Origin of the sequence: Emergencia timonensis, from assembly GCF_900086585.1 — a bacterium.
Classification (GTDB): Bacteria; Bacillota; Clostridia; order Peptostreptococcales; family Anaerovoracaceae; genus Senimuribacter; species Senimuribacter timonensis.
The window spans coordinates 132,710-151,432 of sequence record NZ_FLKM01000008.1; the positions used below are offsets into that span (position 1 = coordinate 132,710).

Annotated in this window: 13 protein-coding genes and 1 tRNA gene; 5 read left to right on the top strand and 9 right to left on the bottom strand. The window is 46.9% G+C overall.

Features of this window, described 5'->3' with window-relative positions:
• Positions 1-51 precede the first annotated feature (51 nt).
• On the bottom strand, positions 52-1,143 hold the full coding sequence (locus BN6539_RS01925) for an alanine/ornithine racemase family PLP-dependent enzyme (protein ID WP_067533134.1): 1,092 nt from the start codon (positions 1,141-1,143) through the stop codon (positions 52-54).
• Positions 1,143-4,700 carry an AMP-dependent synthetase/ligase gene (locus BN6539_RS22065; protein ID WP_187375442.1) on the bottom strand — a complete coding sequence of 1,186 codons (3,558 nt, stop codon included), beginning with the start codon at positions 4,698-4,700 and terminating at the stop codon, positions 1,143-1,145. Before BN6539_RS22065 ends, BN6539_RS01925 begins: the two co-directional genes overlap by 1 nt.
• A gap of 325 nt (positions 4,701-5,025) precedes the next feature.
• Here BN6539_RS22065 and BN6539_RS01935 point away from each other — a divergent pair, with 325 nt between their 5' ends.
• On the top strand, positions 5,026-5,379 hold the full coding sequence (locus BN6539_RS01935) for a helix-turn-helix domain-containing protein (protein ID WP_067533136.1): 354 nt from the start codon (positions 5,026-5,028) through the stop codon (positions 5,377-5,379).
• A 256-nt stretch (positions 5,380-5,635) separates the two neighbouring features.
• Here the strand turns inward: BN6539_RS01935 and BN6539_RS01940 are convergent, their stop codons facing one another.
• From BN6539_RS01940 to BN6539_RS01960, 5 genes are all read right to left on the bottom strand, one after another.
• A complete protein-coding gene (locus BN6539_RS01940; RefSeq protein ID WP_067533139.1) occupies positions 5,636-6,178 on the bottom strand; it encodes a beta-class carbonic anhydrase in 543 nt (180 codons plus the stop codon).
• Between the two features lie 90 nt (positions 6,179-6,268).
• Complete coding sequence (locus tag BN6539_RS01945) at positions 6,269-6,754, bottom strand: GNAT family N-acetyltransferase (protein WP_242869364.1); 486 nt, start codon at positions 6,752-6,754, stop codon at positions 6,269-6,271.
• Positions 6,755-6,839: 85 nt separating this feature from the next.
• Positions 6,840-7,547, bottom strand: a complete 708-nt coding sequence (gene deoD / locus BN6539_RS01950) for a purine-nucleoside phosphorylase (protein WP_067533145.1) — start codon at positions 7,545-7,547, stop codon at positions 6,840-6,842.
• Between the two features lie 61 nt (positions 7,548-7,608).
• The gene (locus BN6539_RS01955; protein WP_067533148.1) at positions 7,609-8,670 is read right to left on the bottom strand and encodes a fibronectin type III domain-containing protein; all 1,062 of its coding nucleotides are present in this window, start codon (positions 8,668-8,670) and stop codon (positions 7,609-7,611) included.
• Between the two features lie 10 nt (positions 8,671-8,680).
• Positions 8,681-9,772, bottom strand: a complete 1,092-nt coding sequence (locus tag BN6539_RS01960; RefSeq protein WP_148484441.1) for a fibronectin type III domain-containing protein — start codon at positions 9,770-9,772, stop codon at positions 8,681-8,683.
• 320 nt (positions 9,773-10,092) lie between these two features.
• Here BN6539_RS01960 and ansA point away from each other — a divergent pair, with 320 nt between their 5' ends.
• On the top strand, positions 10,093-11,106 hold the full coding sequence (gene ansA, locus BN6539_RS01965; RefSeq protein WP_067533154.1) for an asparaginase: 1,014 nt from the start codon (positions 10,093-10,095) through the stop codon (positions 11,104-11,106).
• A gap of 45 nt (positions 11,107-11,151) precedes the next feature.
• Entirely contained in the window at positions 11,152-12,534 is a 1,383-nt protein-coding gene (locus BN6539_RS01970) for a hypothetical protein (protein WP_067533156.1), read from the top strand.
• A gap of 69 nt (positions 12,535-12,603) precedes the next feature.
• Here the strand turns inward: BN6539_RS01970 and BN6539_RS01975 are convergent.
• Positions 12,604-12,679: transfer RNA gene (locus BN6539_RS01975), tRNA-Thr, on the bottom strand.
• Between the two features lie 35 nt (positions 12,680-12,714).
• Entirely contained in the window at positions 12,715-16,014 is a 3,300-nt protein-coding gene (locus tag BN6539_RS01980) for a PD-(D/E)XK nuclease family protein (protein WP_067533159.1), read from the bottom strand.
• Positions 16,015-16,264: 250 nt separating this feature from the next.
• On the opposite strand from BN6539_RS01980, the gene BN6539_RS01985 reads away from it, so the two are divergent.
• Both BN6539_RS01985 and BN6539_RS01990 read left to right on the top strand, forming a co-directional pair.
• On the top strand, positions 16,265-17,656 hold the full coding sequence (locus tag BN6539_RS01985; protein WP_067533162.1) for an APC family permease: 1,392 nt from the start codon (positions 16,265-16,267) through the stop codon (positions 17,654-17,656).
• A 23-nt stretch (positions 17,657-17,679) separates the two neighbouring features.
• Positions 17,680-18,444, top strand: a complete 765-nt coding sequence (locus BN6539_RS01990; protein WP_067533164.1) for a serine hydrolase — start codon at positions 17,680-17,682, stop codon at positions 18,442-18,444.
• Positions 18,445-18,723: the final 279 nt, after the last annotated feature.

Consider the following 18,723-nt stretch of genomic DNA (forward strand, 5'->3'; position numbering starts at 1 on the left):
AATGCCCTTTGTCCCGCGTATTATATCCTACAAATGGGCATTTGTCAATGTTTACACGTATACTATCTGTACATTGCGGCAGTTGGTCACATAAACCACCGACGCGTAATTAATTCCAAAGGAGACAATATCTCCAACTTTGAAATCCCGTTTTGCATCTTCAATATCTAAAATCGTGTGATCGCTGGAAGCGCCGAGGATTTCCACACCTTCATCCTGGGGAAAAATCTCGTCGATGCTGCCGTAATCCACTTTGCCGATAGCCAGAAGCGCCCGTCTGCGAATTCCTCTGTCCACATATTCCGGCGTATGGCCAAAGGCGTCCACCGCAATTTCTCCCACTGGGTGAGAAGGCTTATCCTTGACTTCTATAACTTCCGCCTTCAAGGTGTAAACGTCCTGATGCATCTCACTCATATCGTAACCGTAGAAAAGTTCCAGGTCCCTTGCCAGAAGAATGCCTTCTCCGATTCGAAGAAAGTTAACGCGCTCCGGAATGTCTCCATCGATGACTCTCATAAAACTGGATGTGGCGCCGCCAGAAATCAGTTCAAGCTGTCTGCCGATACGCCCTTCGATCTGTTCTGCAACGGCAACTAACTCGTCAAGTTTTTCTTCTGTCGCTAAGATAGAACCGTAACAGCCCACATTGGTGCCAACGCCAGCAAGTTCCAGATGTTCCAGTTCCTTTTCTACCTTGACTGCGGCTTCTGTCATCTCTTCTTTATCCCAAAAGCCCTCTCGCAGGTCTCCCAGGTCAGCCATCAAAATGACTTTGTGTTTCTTGCCCTGTTTGCCGGCCTCGGCATTTAGGGCTTCTAACACCTCCATTTCACTGTTCAGCGAAAGCTCCGTCAGTCTGACGACATCTTCTATTTCACTGAGCATCGGGATTCTGATCAGCATCAACGGTTTTTCGATGCCAAAATCCTTCGCATCCTGCAGTTGTTCTAATCTGGATGAAGCGATATATTTGACGCCGCCGTCAGCGAACTGTTCGACACACTGCGGAATGCCAGTGGTGCCTTTGATGACGCCGGCAACTTCAATCCCTTTTTCGGCACACTTGCCGACCACATATTCCACGTTGTGCTTCAAATAGTCCAAATTAATTTCAACTCTCGGATAACCCTGCTTTTTCATCACTTGTTCTCCTCCTTGTTGGAATCCACAAATCGTTTGATCTTCTTCCCTGTAGTCTTCTCAAAGTCTTCTTTTCTAATCTTTACTCTTTTGACTTTTTTATAGTATGGGAGTTCTTCGTTGATCTTGTCTACTTCTTCCCAGATCAAGTCCCTCGCCTGTTCCTCCGTATAATCCTCACCAAGGGTTTCTACGACTTCTTCTGCATCTAAGGTTACTGTTGCGACGATGGACGTATCGTTAGAGCCGTCTTCGCCGTCCGCTCCCCATACCATGCTCTCTGCAATGTATGGGATTTTGCCGAGAAGATATTCCAATTCTTCCGGGAATACATTTTTGCCGTTCTTGGTGATAATGACGTTTTTCTTTCTTCCTGTAATATATATGAAGTCTTCGTTATCTACATAACCCAGATCGCCGGTGTAGAACCAGCCATCCTTCAGAACTTCTGCGGTCGCTTCCGGATTCTTGTAATATCCCATCATGACGTTGCCGCCTTTGAAGCAGATCTCACCGATGCCGTTTTCGTCCTTGTCCACAACCTTTACTTCCATGCCAGGAAGCAGATGTCCTACGGAAGCATTTCTCATATCCTTTGGCACATCCGGATTCAGTGCTGCCATCGGCGAGCACTCCGTCAGACCGTAACCCTGCACGGCGATGATGCCGATATCGTTAAAGAACTGCAGAATTGCCGGATCAATGGCTGCGCCGCCAGAGATGATGACTCTCATTCTGCCGCCGAACACTGCCAGAATCTCTTTCGTGAACGGTTTGCTGATGTCCAGGCCGATTTTCTTGGTCTTTCTATTCATAGCCAGAAGCCTGGTCAGAAGCTTTTCCTTGCCCTGTGCTCTGACATTTTTCCAAATCTTCTTATATAGCGTCTCGATCAGAACCGGTACGCCCAGAATCATGGTCGGCTGTACTTCCTCCAGGTTCTTTGTGATATACTTGAGCCCCTGGCAATATGCGATGGCTGCGCCTTTGTACAGCGGCATCAAAAATGCACAGGTGCATTCGTAAGTGTGATGAACTGGCAGGACTGAGAAGAAGATATCCCAGGTATTCACGTTGAGGATGGTCGGTGCCGCCATCAAATCTTCCGCCAGGTTTCTGTGGGACAGCATGACCGCCTTGGCCATACCCGTCGTTCCAGAAGTGAAGAGCAGGACACTCATGTCGTCTGCAATAATCTCTGCGTCGAGGAATTGTCTGTCGCCCTGGGCTACCTGATTCTTACCTTCCTCTACCAGAGCGCTCCATGAAAGCACGTCTTCCTGATGTTCCTTTGTATCAAAATTGATGAGAACCTCCAGCGGTGTGTTGCCGCCGTCCTTCATCTCTTTAAAGGTCTTCTCAAATTTCTTGCCGAAGATGACGCAGGATACTTCTGCTTCGATAATCAGATGTTCCAGTTCTTTAGCGCTCAATTCCTTGTCCAGAGGCACGACAATGCCCGTTCCATTGAGTGTTGCCAGATAACTGGATTCCCACTGATAACAGGTCTCTCCGATGATGCCGATCCGCTTGTTCTTCAGACCTCTGTTGATCAAAGCAGTCCCCAGCCCGTTGACATCGGCAAGGGCCTGTTTATATGTGATAGAGCTGTATGGCTGATCTTTCTCAAACTTCTGCATGAAAGCCACATTATCGCCATATGCTTCTACGCTGGTCTCAAACATGTGCTTGATATCCGTTATCGGCCTGCTGGTCTTGTATCTCACATAAGGGTCTTTACTATCTTCCAGTGCTTTGGCAAAAGCCTTGGCACGTTTCATCTCCATGTTTTTTATTTCCTGATAATTCATTGTCTCCTCTTTCCCGGTGTTATGTTCTGTATTTGCTCCATAGCGTTTGATTTTACCGGTGGTTGTCTTGTCAAATTCTGTCTCTCTGATATTGATTCTTTTTACATTCTTATAGGCAGGCATTGTCTTGTTGGCATCGTCCACGATCTTCTTATAGAAATGATAGACGTCGCTGCTGTTCATTTCGCCCTGCTGCTCTTTGAGCAGCGGATAGTTTGGATAGATGTCCGCAGTCACCATCACGTTGCCCACCTTCTGATCTGCTACGCCATAGACCACCACTTCCTGAATCAGCTCATTTTCCATCAAAACGGCTTCTACTTCTTCTGGGAAGATGTTCTTGCCGCCTTTGGTGACGATGACCGTCTTCTTCCTGCCGGTCAAATAGAGGAATCCGTCCTCATCAAAATATCCCAGGTCACCGGTATAAAGCCAGCCGTCCCTGAGCACTTCTGCTGTGGCCTCTGGATTGTCGTAATAGCCCATCATCACGGAAGGTCCCTTGCAGGCTACTTCCCCGATCCCGTCTTCGTCCGGGTCGACAATTTTGACTTCTGTCTGCGGCATCGGTTTACCGACGGAAGCTGCTTTGCTGTATCGGTCCTGATTGACCGCAATGATCGGCGCATTTTCGCTCATGCCGTAGCCTTGCATCATCGGCAGACCCATGGCCTCGAAATCCTCGATGACCTTTGGATCGATGGCTGCGCCGCCAGCGATAAACAGAGTAATGTTGTTGCCGAAGTTCTGATGAATGGCTTTGAAGAGCTTCTTCATCAGTTTCTGGTTGTTGTACAGTTTCAGTTTTCTGGACAGGTCGATCGCCTTGCGCAGCTTCTCTGCCTCGCCTCTGCTCTCCGCCTGCTTCCACATGCCCTTGTACATCTTTTCAAATACGAGAGGCACGCCCAGCACGATGTTCGCCTTTGCTTCGATCATATTCTTCTGAATATATTTGATACCTTCGCAGATTGCCACCGTCTGTCCCTGGTAGAACGTCGTGCAGATGCTGCAGGTAAACTCGTATGCGTGATGGATCGGCAGAATGGACAGAACGATGCCGCCCTCTGGAATATGAACCAGCTTTGACATGTTGTAGACGTTGGCTACGATATTCTTGTGGGACAGCATGACCCCCTTGGATAGGCCCGTGGTACCGGAAGTATACATCAAAGTCGCCATCTGATCGGGGTCGATCTCCGCATCTACAAAGTCACGGATTCCCTCTTTCAGAAGTTTCTGGCCTTCTTGAATCAGCTTATCCATAGACAGATATTCGTCTGTGTGCTCGTCTTCCCCCATAGAAATAAAGTATTCTAAATCAAAACGCTCCTCGAAGAGTCCTTTGATGCTCTTTTCTGAGCGTTTCGTGTAGATCAGCGCGCTGGCGCCGGATCTCTTTACCAGGTTTTTCAATTCTTCTGCCGGAAGATTCTTGTCTAGCGGTACGACAACGCCGACACCGCACACCGTTGCAAAATAGGACAAAAGCCACTGGTAGCAGCTTTCACCAATTACCGCAATCTTCTTTCCTGCCAGCCCTAAGTCCATAAGCCTGGTTCCGAGGGCATCCAGCTTTTCCTTGAACTCGCCATAGGTAAGAGGCTGAAATGTCCCGCCCGGCTTGTCTTTCTGCAGGTAAGCAGGTCGGTCTTTGAACAGCTCTGCGCTCTTCACAATCATATCCTTGAGATCAGAAACCTCTCTCACCGGATAATACACACCGTCATATTTTACATTATTCATGATTAATTCTTCTTTCCTTTTGATCATTAGTCGTTAATAATATATTTTACCATTTTTGCGGAATTTTATCAATAGTTCGTTGTACGGTATTCCAGGCAAATACAGGTCAGAGCCATAAAGCAGATTCTGCTAAAAAATTATTTTTATTTTTTTAATAATCGTTTCATAATTCATTCTTTTCTAGCAGTTTTTCAATGAAAAACCACCCGTTTTTTATAGGTCAAATTACCCTAAATTAGATGTATGAATTGTATAGACTTAAACTAGTACATTGTTACAGAATGCCCCTCTTTTTCTTAGAATGGGGGTAACGAGGTGAAGGCGGATGAAAAAGGAAAAGAAAAGAATCAATAAGCAGATCGGGGCTCGCATCAAAGCTGCCCGGGAAGCATCCGAGTATACACAAGAACAATTTGCCGAGAAAGTTGATCTTTCTATACAACACGTATCAAACCTGGAAAGAGGCATTGCCGGCCCTTCTATTGACGCCGTGATCAAGATGTGCAAGGTGCTGGGTGTATCCTGCGATTACCTTCTCTTAGGACACTCCGGCAAGAAGGATGTTTCAAAGGTCGAGTCAAAGCTGGATAACTTGACGCCGGACCAATTGCTTATCGTAGATAAAGGGATTCGTATTATATTGGAAGCGTTCAGTTTGACGGATGAGGACGAAGAATAACCATCCGTCATAATAAGCTCCTGCCATAAAGGTCAGGAGCTTTCGTCCAGTTGTTTAAAATTCATTACAGCGGGAAGATGCTATGATAACAGTCTTCATGACAGAGTCACTTCTTTCAATTCCTTTCATCCCTTGAATTTGAGCAGAACCATCCAGATGTCTGTCATTCCCAAAAGGGTGCAGCGCCCTTGCAACGAATCATATTTGCCCATGGCATCGTACTGATACATATCCTGCTGATTTGCCTTCCTGCACCTTATTCCACGTCCATCAGTTTTCCCGTGGCGGTATCCATGACATACCCATAGATGGTGACGTTATCGGGAATCAGCGGATGATGTTCCAGCAGCTCCACGCTTTCGCCTACGGCGGTAAACACGTCTTCGAAGCCTCCCAGCCACTTGTCAAAGTCCACTCCAAAATAATTCAGATTCTGGATAACCTCCTCGCCGATGCCCCTGGATTTCATCTTGTTAATCATGTCCTCTACGTCCATATGCTGCACGCCGCAGTCGGTGTGCCCGATTACCATGATATCCTCCACACCCAGTTCATAGATTGCTATCAGAAGACTGCGCACTGCACTTCCAAAGGGATGCACGATAGTTCCGCCGGCATTTTTGATAATCTTGGCGTCGCCGTTTTTTATGCCCAAGGCCGCAGGAAGCAGTTCAATCAGACGGGTGTCCATACAAGTAACAATCGCTAGCTTTCGGGCAGGATACTTGCTGGCCTCGTAAGGTTTATATTTCTCTTTGTTTACAAATTCTTCGTTATGCTCTAAGATTTTATCAATCATACTGTCACCTCCACGAGGAACAGTATACCATAAAAACTAGAAAGCGGACACCATTTCCGATGCCCGTTCTTCGCCTTCTATCACAAAAAATCACTCCTGATTTTTCACCATCATGTACTCCCCTTTGGTGTCTCGTTCGCCGTTAAACGCAAAGCCGAAATCCCTGTACAGCTTTGCCGCCTGGTCGTTTCCTTCTACGACGCTGAGGTAGATCTGCTTTTTCTCGGGATACTCCCTGTGGATCCGCTCAAGCAGCATCGCCACCGCCTCTCGTCCGTAGCCTCTGCCCTGGAACCTTTGATCGATGAGCAGCCGGTCGAACCACAGTCTGCCCACCAGGTATCCATACATGGCAAAGCCCACGGCCTGATCCCCGACGTATAGACCCACTGGGCGCCACTGGCGCCACTGCCCGGCTTCTTCCAGGCACTCTTCCACGCTCTCAACAAAGCCTTCCTGTCCACAGGCAGCTTCTAACTTTAAAACGTCCTTTTGATTCTCTTCCGTAATCGGCTCAATACGGATGCGCATAATTTCACTCCTCTGCTGGTCTGTTTTCTTTCTATTATACACCATGGGACGGCGGTATCGTCAATGTCTGCCTTGTGAAGATTTTGAAAAAAAGGACCTGCGCAAGGCAAGTCCCATTCTTGTCGTTGATTTATGCAGTTTCCAGAGCAATCTCCATCATCTTTGTAAAGGAAGTCTGTCTCTCTTCTGAGCTGCAGGATTCGCCTGTCACCATGTGGTCAGAAACGGTGCAGATGCAGAGGGCATTTTTGCCCGCTCTTGCCGCTTCCATATACAGGGCCGCCGCTTCCATTTCTACGGCTTTGACACCCATGGCTCTCCATTTGTCGTAGTCTCTCGTGCTGTCGTAGAAAACGTCTGAAGAGAAGATGGTGCCGATGTGCGGCGTAACGCCCAGGTCCAGTGCACTTTTCTCCGCCTTCTTCAGAAGCTCGTAGGAGCAGACTGCCGGAATAGATGCGTTGATCTCGTACTGCGCCGCCCAGTTGGAGTTGGTCACACAGGCCATGCCCATGACGATGTCCTTGACTTTGACTTCTGACATCAGCCCGCCTGCAGTGCCGATTCTGATGATGTTCTTCACGTCGTAGAAGTTGAACAGTTCGTGGGAGTAAATGCCGATAGCCGGCATACCCATGCCCGAAGCCATGACGGATACTCTCTTACCTTTGTAAGTTCCGGTGTAGCCCTGAACGCCTCTGACATTGTTGACCAGGACAGGGTCGTCCAAAAAATTCTCAGCGATGAATTTTGATCTCAGCGGATCCCCCGGCATGAGCACGGTTTCAGCAAAATCACCCAGCTTTGCAGAAATGTGTGGTGTAGGTATATTAGACATGTTTTCAATCTCCTTTGGTTTCAATTTACTAATTATATATAAGCAGAAAATGCGCCATTTGTCAAAGGTTATCTAGCATAGCGGCGTTTCCATCGTACAGGCAGTGGATGATAATGCGATTGGTCTCGCCGGTTCCTACAGAAACAGGATCGCTGCAGGAAGCTTTGATATAAATCGTTTCGCCGCCGCTTGCGGTAACAGAGCCGTCCTCTGTATAGGTGATGCCGTCTTTGCTGAGGCCGCTGATGTGCAGGAAGGTCTCCCGCAATTCCTCTGCGTCTCCGTTCTTCCAGCTCTGCTGCAGCGTAACCTGCCGCTGTTCCTTTTCGACCGTCAGATCTGTGCTGACCGCAAAGACGGTATCGTAGCTGAAGGTCTCCATGGTGACTTTGAAGATCAGTTCATTTGACGCCTTCCCATTAATCAAAGAGGACTTCGCCGCTACGGGCTGGTTATAAATGGCAGAAGCCGACAGGGCTTTGCTCATCCTGCCCTTCACAAGGGTTCCCTTGCAGTCTGCATAGGGCTGCACTTTGTAGAAATAGGTTTCTCCGCCTTTCACCCCATCATCCGCGTAATTCCAGTAGCTTTCTTCTTTTCCCGTGACGTTATCGATCAGCGAAAAATCGCCGTCTTCACTTTCGCTGCGATAGATATAGCAGCCGTCCGCCTTACCGTCATAACTCCAGTAAAAGTCGATGCCTTTTTCTCCGGATGCCTCCAGCCATGGACCTTTTACCTCTTGCGGCAGACCGGCGTCGCCCCTGACGGACCAGGAATACCTGCCATAGACCTTCTTGCCCTTTGTCACCTTGTACGCCTTTAGCCTGTAGTAATAGGACGTATTGCTCTTTCGGTCCTTATCCGCATAGGTTAATGAAGATGCAGATTTCACCGTTTTGATCTTCTGAAATGCCTTGCCTGGCAGCGCGCGATAAAGCTCGTAGCCTTTCGCCCCTTTGACCTTGGTCCAGCTGACTTTGATCGTCCTCTGACCTGTCGTTTCTGCTTTGATGACCGGGCGGTCAGAAAAAGACACGGAGGAAGCGCCAAATGCCGCCTGCGGAAGGAGGGCAAAGGTTAATGCCGCTGCTGTCACGATTATCAATAGTTTTTTCTTCATCACAATCCTCCTAAATGTCATAATCGTCCGTATAGCGTCCGGTGCCGTCCCCATTCAGATGCAGATGCCCTTCTATCATCGGAAGCCCTGCAAAGGATACACTCAGCCCCAGACCGCAGTCTTCATAATACATCACCTTATCTCTCGATAAGAATTTCAGATATACTGTTTCTCCAGGTTCCACTAGATAGTCCTCAGTCATTTTGACAAAGCGCTTGCCGTCGGCAGAATAGCTGTACAGATAGAGGACTGTGCTGCCGGTCCAGTGTGAACTTTCCGTCTCCTTCTGTCCAGACCATATGAAACCGCCTTGGTTTTCCTCAAACAAAATCGTTACCGGAGCGCTCTTCTCCGCCATCGTCAGCTTGTAAACAAAGGTGTCCGTCTTCTGGCCCGGCTGATTCAGGTCTTCTACAGCGATGCTCACACTGATATTGGAAGCCCGGGCGCTTGCCGTGCTGCTCCACGTGCTGGTATAGGTCTTACCGCCCAGCGTCCGGGCCGACTTTGCTTTGTAATAATAGGTCTTGTCCGCTTTCAGATTCTTGTCCAAATAGGACAATTGACCGTTCGCTTTTTTTGCAATGATTTTCTTGTACTTACCATCTTTTGCGGTGCTGCGATAAAGTTCGACTTTTTCATCCTCCGTCTTGCAGTTCACCGTGATATCAATCTTTCCTTCGCCTGCCGGCCAGACAACTACCTTAGGCCGCTGCACGCCCGCTACTTCAGATACCCAGTCGCTCTCTCCGTAGACGCGTTGGCCGTTTTCGTATTTGAAGGCAAAAACCTGATAGCGATAAGAAGTATTTTTCCTGCAGTTCTTATCGACAAAGCTGGTTTTCAAAACGCCGTACAGGGTCTTTACCCGTCTGTAGTCCTCTCCTGTCCTGCTTTTGTAAATCACATAACCTTTTGCCCCTTTGACCGCCTTCCAGCTCACTTTGACAGAGGTCTGGCTGAGTGCTTTTACCGTCACTTGCGGCATGCCAACTTCCCCACTAGGTCCCGGATTCACATCTCCTGCAGCAAAACCAAAGGACGTTGTCAGCATCAAAACTGCAGTCAGTACACCAATCATTGTCTTTAGGTTTCTTTTCAAATCCAATCACCTGCCCTTCATAATTAACAGAATATTTAGTTATTATATATTGTAACATATTTCCTCCCATACAGCAACTTAACCTGGGTACGTTCTTTGCCTTTTTTTACAGGCTTTATCTGGCTTGGCGAAACGGACAGTGAAATAGAGCCTGTTTGAATTTTATATACTCAATTTTATAGAATAATCATATGCAGTACAATTCCCCTGGTAGCTGAATCGTCTTCGGCTATGTTCGAAATTTCCTGGATTCCCCATTCTAATTTACTCTTCAATGTGTTAAAATAACTCCATAAAAACCTTGAAAGGACAATAATACTATGAAGAAAAGAATCTGCATTTTATATACTGGCGGCACTATCGGCATGGTTCCAACGGAGAATGGCTACGCGCCAAAGAAAGGTTACTTCTACGATGCAATCGCCGCTATTCCCGATTTGAACAGTCACGATATGCCCGAGTGGGATATGATTGAGTTCGATCCATTGCTGGATTCATCCAATATTGCCGTTGAACAGTGGAACCAGATTGGGCGCGCCATCCGTGATAACTATGAGGCCTATGACGGTTTCGTGGTTCTTCACGGAACAGACACCATGGCTTACACCGCCTCTGCACTCTCTTTTATGTTAGAAGGCCTGTCAAAGCCTGTCATCTTAACAGGATCGCAGATTCCCCTCTGCAAGCTGAGGAGCGATGCCCGCGATAATTTGATTACCTCCACGCTCATCGCAGGAGCAGGCAATGTGAAGGAGGTATGCCTCTATTTCGGCGGAAAATTGATTCGGGGAAACCGCTCCACAAAATCATCAGCCGACGGGCTCATCGCCTTTGATTCCCCCAATTATCACTTTTTGGCCGAAGCAGGCATTGACATTCGATACAACGTCGCCTCTTTGCTGACGCCGCCTCTAAATGCGGATTTCCATCTGACAGAATTTAAGCAAATTTCTATCGGCGTCCTAAAGGTATTTCCCGGAATTCAGTTCAGTCTTTTTGAGTCCATTATGACCGAGAGTCTGAAAGGAATTGTCTTAGAGACTTTTGGAGCCGGCAATATCCCCAGCTATGACGATGCCCTGCTGCCAATTATCAGAAAAGCTTTCGAAAATGGGACGATTGTCACCGTCTGCTCCCAATGCCAAAGCGGTACTGTCACGCTGGGCGCTTATGCAACCAGTTCTGCTCTGACAAAAGCCGGCGCTGTCAGCGGCTACAATATGACCACCGAAGCAGCTGTCGCTAAACTCTACTATCTCTTCAGCCTGGGTCTTCCTCGAGATGAAATCAAGGTCAAGATGGAGCAAGACCTGCGGGGGGAATTGACAAAGTAACAATTAGAATATTTATAATCACACCAAAAGAAAAGAGGTATTTTTATGAAAAAGAAAACGTCTGTCATCTTCTTAGCTATAATTATGGCCTTGACTATAATGCCGCTGTCGGCTACGGCCGCGTCGACGACTACAGTCTCCAAGGGCTTAATTACTTCAAAAGATGCCAAAGGGCCAGGTTACAATTGGGATGCATCTAAACATACGCTGACACTGAATAACGCCAATATTTTGAACAAATCCAGAAGCATGATTACTTTGAACAACGACTATCATGTTACAATTATTGTGAAAGGCAACAACACCTTGACGGGAATTGACAGTATCAGTTCTCTGATCGACCGTCGAAAATCCACCACATCGGGTGTCGATAATAACAGTAAATATAGCTTGACTCGTCAGAGAAATTTAACGATTAAAGGGGATGGGACATTAACTATAAATGGGATTATCTATCCTCACTATACGAATCTTATTGTAAACGGAGCAAAACTCAATATTATTACACCGCAAAATGTCAATTGGAATTCCATTAATTTTACAAGAGGTCTGGTTTTAAAAAATGGCGCTAAGGTCTATGTGAACAAGGGCATCAATAACGATAAGGATTTGATTATTGACAACAGCACGCTAATTGCGGCGTCTGCCTTAGAGAACACCCCTGGAAATCCTATAGACAATACTGGAGATATCACCGTAGAAAATAAAGGAATTCTTAAAGCCTATACCACGGGTGAAAAAATAGCTTCTGCAGGAGATCGCAGCGCAATCCTCTGTAATAATATCATAGCCGACGATACAACGATCTTTGAGGCCCGCTGTGAAGGGCCGATTGCAATAGATTCCCTCCAAGGAAAGGTTTCTATACTTTCAAGAAAAATTAACATTTCAGCAGAAGAACAGGCCGTTCGATGCGGTCAAAAGCAGAATCCTGCATTGCTCAACTTACAACTGCCAAAACAAAGTCTTGCGGCCAACGGCGGAAAATACACGATTGGCACTTATACAGTAGAGTCTGGTAATGACATCCGTTATTATTGTACGGTCTATAACGGTGACAATATGGCTAAATCCGTGATTTATGAAGATCCACAGGTGACTGCTGCTGAGAAAGCTATGGCGGCTGTACGTCTGAAGGCTTATTCAAAATCCTATGCTAAGACAAAAACAAAGCCGCTGCGCATGAAAGTTTGGTGGGAACAGACGCAAGGCGAAAAGCAGAAAGTCACTGGTTATGAAATCGCGAAGTCTTCTAAAAGGAATGGCACCTACAAAATCATGTTTTCTGCATCTAAGACGCAGTATATCAATACCGCAGGTCTCAAGAAGGGCAACCGTTACTATTATAAAGTACGAGCATATTCGAAAGTTCGAGGAATTCGCTACTATAGCAGTTGGTCTAATATTACATATAAAATTGCTCGTTAAACCGCCAATTGATGGCAAGACAAAACCCATTCGCTATGTTGTTTCAACATTCTGCGAATGGGTTTTTTGTGGAGCTCCCTGCCGGACTCGAACCGGCGACCTGCACGTTACGAATGTGCTGCTCTACCAACTGAGCCAAGGAAGCCTATTGCGGGCAGTATTATCTGCCCATATATTCAATTATTTGATAATCTCGTAATGACACCCTGGAAAACTCAGGTCAAATCTGCAGATGCCTTTGTACTCGCAATAAGTACACGGCGATTCTTTAGCCGTCTTCTTCGGCGTGATAGAAATCTTCCCATCTGCCAACTGGCGGCAGAGCCTTTCTATCTGCTGGTCTACAGCCTCCTGCAGTTCTGCAAACTCCTCTTCATTTAAGAGAAAGCCGTCCGACGTAGCCTTGATGCCTTCTTTGCCTTTCCGCAATGGAACAATGTCGGAATAGCCGTCGAACTCACCTGCAATCCCGCTGATAATTGTATCATCGTTGACCATTATACCATTTAATCGAAAAAATTTCCTCATTTCTTTTGAAATTTTTTCGGAAATTTTTTCTCTTTCGGTTCCGGTCAAATCGACACGCGGATCGCCGATTAAGAAATAAAAAACACCCGCTGGTTTTTTATCTGTTTCTTGAGCCGCTTTTAAGTATAACATAAGTTGAAGACGATATCCACCCCTAGCTTCTTCTTTATCAAAATTTTCTTTGCCTGTCTTGTAGTCGATAATTTTGACTCGATCCTGGTCCAGAACATCCAGCCTGTCAATCTTACCTTCAATGTAGACTTTTTCGTCGCCGCATTCTATCTCAATTGGCGCTATTTTCTGCTCTTTGCCAAAAGGCACTTCATAAAGACTCTCTTTAATCTTCCCCGCTCTGATCTGTTCCACTAAGGCCCAGCATACATAAAAACAGGTATCTTCTATACGCTTCGTCTTATATCGTTCTTCATTGCTAAAATGAAAAACCCCTTCCCGGTAATTGGACGTTTCTTTTTCAACAATCTGCGAAACAAACGTCCTGCATTCTTCCTCTGTGATCTGGTGCCAGGTCTTTTCCTTTGTCAACGTCTCCGACAGCTTCATGAGACATCTATGGTAGATATCCCCGATTTCACGCCCGGCTGCTTCAAAAATCCGCCGCTCCGCGGGCCGCAGTCCATAAGCCACAAAATGGGAAAAAGGACAGCGGCTGAAGCGCTCCAGCCTCGATGGACTCAAAGTCAAATCTCTCTTTCCCTCTCTGACGTACAAGTCCCTCATCAGCCGCCCATTTAGCTTCCGTTGATCGTTGGTAAATTCCAATCCCTTCTTCACCTTGTCCAAGTCAACTTTGTCATTGGCGGCAAACCACTCCATGACAGGTTTCCAGGTTCCGTCTATCTTATCGCCTCTTTTAGCTGTCTGCAGCGCCGCTGTCAGATGACGCAGGGTGCTCAGCCTGCCGCCCACCAAACTTTTTACGTCTGACCTATTTAAGACGTCATTTTCTACTGGCAAGTTCGGAAAAATACGCCTAATATTATCCACAATTTCTGAAGGGCGTGTCTCTTTGCCCTCCTCGTCGCTGGCAGAATAGCTAATCCACAGATAGTCAGAGGGTTTTGACAGATTGCGGTAGATCGCTAACTTTTCCTCTAATACGCGGATGCGCTCCACCTTACAGATCTCCTTGCCCGATTCTGTCAGATAGTCCAGTTCTTCCAGGCTGAAAAGCCCTTCCTCCGGCGCGCCTGACGGAAGTACGCCTTCATTGGCGCCGATGACCACTGCCGCTCTCACCTGTCCGCTTCTGGTTCTCTGCATAGTGCCCATCAAAATATCGTCAGCCGTCGGCGGCAGCACACCTACTTCCAATTCAGAAAGTCCCGTAATAAGCACGCTGACAAACTCTTTTCCATCAAAGGCGTCTTCACCGGTCAGCTCCGCAAGCTGATCAAAGAGGCCGACGATCTGCCGCCAAATTTGTGAGGTCTCTTCTGCCAAATCCAGCATACCCTGCGCTTCCTGCTCTTCAATCAACGTCAAAATCTTATCGCCCAGACCCGCATATTCCATCAAAAAATCATAACAGTCTTCTATAAATCCCCTGTTATTCTCTGCCTCACGATAAATGATTTCAAACCTGTCGAAGAGTTCCATGGCCTGTCCCCGAATTTGGTTCATATGCTCCAGACCATCGTCCCCATACTCCAACTGTCCTTTTACAAAGGGTTTCTTCCACATGGAGCCTTTGATTCGATATTTGATCGCATAGTTTTCAAGCAGCTCAATATCCTCATCTGACAGACTGGTAAAACCCGTCTTCAGCACTTTAAAAATATCTGCCGTCCTGTAGCGGTATGCTATGGTTTCAATCAGAGAAACTACAAAAATAGCGATAGGCGACGCCAAAATGCTGCGCTTTTTGTCATCAAAGAGACTGATACCGCACTCATCAAATATGCGGCTGATAATAGATCCGCGGACCGCCTGATCGTTACAGATGACTACGATATCACGGTAACGAAAGCCTTCATCCCGCAGCAGATGCAGAATAAATGCCGCCGCCGACTCCGCTTCGTTATACATGTTGGCCGCTTTCACCAAGGTAATGCCACGGTGAGCCGCAGGCTTATGAATACCGACAGCAAACAGCTCTTCTTCCAAAACCTTGATGGCCTGACTATTCTTCTGGCTCTTATATCGATCCGATACCTGCAGTCTTTGGTGGTCAACACCAAAAAGTTCTGCCTGCTTCACCAAGTTCTCCATGACGATACCGGTCAGCTGAAAAATCTCCTCATCCCGGCAGTTCTGATCGTAAGTCAAAAACACGTTGACATCCTCTGCCGCCTCCATCAAATGCCCCAGAACGTCCAGAGACTTCGGTGCAAAGCTGTCAAAACCATAGACCCAGATCACCGCGCCTTGTACAATGGATGACGATTTAATCTTCTCTGTGTAGAGGCTGATGTAATCCTCTGAATCCGTGTATTTACCGTCGATGCGGTTTTCATATTCTGCGAAAATCAACTCCAGATCAGACAGCTTTTTCTTCAGCAGGCTGTCCGCTTCTAAATTGTCAGCCAACAGAGCTAAGTCCCCCGGTCCCACGTTATATTGCTTCATCTCTGAAATAAAGTTATTGGTCATCTCAATAAAAGAATTTTTGCGGCGGCTGTCCTTAAAGACCTGCAAATCCTCTTCGAGCTTTGCAGTAATCTGAGAGAGCAGCATGTGCCGTCCATACTTGTCAATGAAAGTTTTCTGACCGCCGCCTTGTTCCGCCAGCAGTTTAAATCCCAAACGAGACATGCTGACGATTTCCACGTCCATAAGCCCCTGCGCCTGAAGCAGACGAAAAGCCTGCTTTTCCGCCTCCAAGGTATACTGATCCGGCACGATGACCAAAGTGCGCCTTTGACTCTTATCTATCTGTTCATATATAAATTGTTCTTTATCGATACTTTCTCTGCCATAAAAGATGTTCAGCATGAAATCTCCTTCATCGTAAAACTGATTATGTAGAGTATCATAACACAAAAAGGCATTTCCGTAAACGGCGTCACCCTGCACCTTCTGATTTAGATATGTTGTTCACATTTTCGAACATGTCATTCAAGATATCGAACACAGTATCGGCATTTTCTGCAAAAAATCCACTCTTTTCGTCAAAAATAGGCTTGGTACGCTTCTTGCTCTAATATACTGTGAAAGTAATCATTGTTTTATTATGGAGGTTTCTATGAAGAACGAAAAAAACACAAATAACTCCACAGCACATTTCAGAAAGGACATCGGTCTCTTTGGCGGCATCAGCCTGGTAGCAGGTATGGTAATTGGTTCCGGAATCTACTATCTGGGCACCACTGTTTTGGAGCGATCGGGCATGAGCATGGGGCTGGCATTATTGTGCTGGATTGTCGGCGGCATCGTCTCTATACTAGGCGGTCTTTGTTTTGCAGAGCTGGGCGCTTCCATGCCGGTGGCCGGCGGTCAAACGGTATATCTGAGCAGAGCGTATCATCCCCTATTAGGATTTATTAACGGCTTTAACCTGTTCTGTATCAACGGCTCAGGATCTACTGCGGCGCTGGCAATTGCATCAGTGGCATTTCTTGACGGCGTGATGCACCTCAGCAGTCTTACATCAAAACTGCTGGCAATTCTTCTCATTGCAGCGTTTACCCTGATTAACCTGGTTGGCGTGAAAAAAGCCAGTTATCTGCAGAATTTCACCATGGTCTTCAGGCTGCTGCCAATTGTCCTAATCATCGTCTTCGGCTTTGCTATGGGCGATGTCACACCGGACTTGTCTCTGCGCCATGCCTTTGATGGCCACAGCGGAATCACCGGTGCAATTTCGCTGGTCGCCTTTGCCACTTTTGCCTCACTATGGGCCTTTGAAGGATGGACCAATATGAACAGCGTGGCGGAAGAATTGCGCAATCCAAAGAAGAATCTGCCGCTGTCCATCATCATATCTTTGGGGACCATCACCATCATCTATACCATCTTCAATCTGGCAATTTACAAGGTTCTGCCTATGGATACTATTTCTGCCATGATGGCAAAAGGAGATCTTTACCTAGGCAGTGAAGTGGCAGTGCGCCTGATGGGCAACGTGGGATATTCTCTAGTCCTGGCGGGAATGATCGTCGGTGTTTTAGGCACGTTAAACGGCGGCATCCTAGTCTTCCCGAGAACCTACTACGCTATGGCCAAGGACGGCTATTTCCCAAAATCCTTTGCTAAACTCAACAGTAAAGGCGTACCGGCCAACGCCATCATCGCATCCTCTGTTGTGGCCTGCATCCTGGTATGCTTGCGAGATCTGGACGCCTTGGTCAATCTGGTTATTTTCTTCCAGGCGGCGCTGAACATGCTGACCGTCATCGGGGTTCTGATCTGCCGCAAGAAGTATCCGGATATCGAACGGCCATATAAAGTACTGGGCGGAATTCCAATCATCATGATCACGGCAGCCCTGTTTGCTATTCTGCTGATTAACCAGCTGATAACCGACCCGTTGAATTCCCTAATTGGTTTGGTCATTCCTGTCATCGCGGTTCCTGTTTATTTCTTCTTCAAGAAAAGAAACGGCGGGCAGGACTATAGCGCAGACAATTTAGAATAGCGGCATAGAAGGAGGAAGAAAACTTGGATAAAATTCTAGTTGATTCAATCATAAATAAGTTAAAAAATTGTACAGGAAAGGTCGGATTCTATTACAAGAATCTGATCACAAAAGAAAAACTGGCTTATCAGGAAAACGAGAGTTTTATCGCGGCCAGCATCATCAAACTGCCTATTTTCGCTCAGGTGATCAAAGTGTCCTCTGAACACCGTTTGGATTTAGGCAAAGAGGTTCAGATCAGAAAAGAGGATATTCTGCCCAGCTGCGGTGCGATCAATCTCTTCTCTTCTGAACCCAGGCTGGACCTGCGGACAATCTGTAATTTTATGATTGCCCTCAGTGACAATACTGCCACCAACATTATGATTCGAGAATGCGGCATTGCCGCACTGAACGCCGGCTTTCAGGAGATGGGACTTATGAAGACCCGTCTGGAAAGACCCCTTTTTGACGAGACTGCCTCTATGGCAGGAAAAGATAACTACTTTACGCCGGCGGAAATCGCAATGCTGCTGGAAAGCCTGTATGAAGAACGGTTCGTCAGTTCGGCAGTTTCTAAGGATATTCTACAGACGCTGAAAATGCAAAACATCAACTACAAGATACCCGGACTGATGGCGGAACGCTTTGAGGTCGCTCATAAAACCGGAGAAGACGACGGGATCACCCATGATGCCGGCATCGTATACTGTGACCAGCCATTTATCATCGTATTTGCATCTAACGGCACTGACGTCGGCCACTTTGAAAATCTAATCAGAGAAACATCCCTGCGGCTTACTGAATAAGGCTGTTTCGGGCAGGCATATTTTGCCTGCCTTTTGTCGTATACAAGTAATAGCAGCTGTGATAAAATAATTTATACTTTCTTTTAGGTCAGTTTACAAGGAACTACACGCAGACCGTGAAACGGGCTGCTGACAACAAACGGCGCTATGCTCCCGGCTGGGTGCATAGCACCTGTTTGTTGCGGGGGTTTCCAAAGGGGGCAGCGCCCCATTTGGCACACGACTTTGCGGAGCAAAGTGTAGTGTGTTATACGCTCTGTCGGCGTTGCCCTGAAAATA

What these genes read in the sequence shown, in the direction of transcription:
- BN6539_RS01925 (WP_067533134.1), bottom strand. Translation starts at nt 1,143, where the DNA reads ATGAAAAAGCAGGGTTATCCGAGAGTTGAAATTAATTTGGACTATTTG.
- BN6539_RS22065 (WP_187375442.1), bottom strand. Translation starts at nt 4,700, where the DNA reads ATGAATAATGTAAAATATGACGGTGTGTATTATCCGGTGAGAGAGGTT.
- BN6539_RS01935 (WP_067533136.1), top strand. Translation starts at nt 5,026, where the DNA reads ATGAAAAAGGAAAAGAAAAGAATCAATAAGCAGATCGGGGCTCGCATC.
- BN6539_RS01940 (WP_067533139.1), bottom strand. Translation starts at nt 6,178, where the DNA reads ATGATTGATAAAATCTTAGAGCATAACGAAGAATTTGTAAACAAAGAG.
- BN6539_RS01945 (WP_242869364.1), bottom strand. Translation starts at nt 6,754, where the DNA reads ATGGTGTATAATAGAAAGAAAACAGACCAGCAGAGGAGTGAAATTATG.
- deoD (WP_067533145.1), bottom strand. Translation starts at nt 7,547, where the DNA reads ATGTCTAATATACCTACACCACACATTTCTGCAAAGCTGGGTGATTTT.
- BN6539_RS01955 (WP_067533148.1), bottom strand. Translation starts at nt 8,670, where the DNA reads ATGAAGAAAAAACTATTGATAATCGTGACAGCAGCGGCATTAACCTTT.
- ansA (WP_067533154.1), top strand. Translation starts at nt 10,093, where the DNA reads ATGAAGAAAAGAATCTGCATTTTATATACTGGCGGCACTATCGGCATG.
- BN6539_RS01970 (WP_067533156.1), top strand. Translation starts at nt 11,152, where the DNA reads ATGAAAAAGAAAACGTCTGTCATCTTCTTAGCTATAATTATGGCCTTG.
- BN6539_RS01980 (WP_067533159.1), bottom strand. Translation starts at nt 16,014, where the DNA reads ATGCTGAACATCTTTTATGGCAGAGAAAGTATCGATAAAGAACAATTT.
- BN6539_RS01985 (WP_067533162.1), top strand. Translation starts at nt 16,265, where the DNA reads ATGAAGAACGAAAAAAACACAAATAACTCCACAGCACATTTCAGAAAG.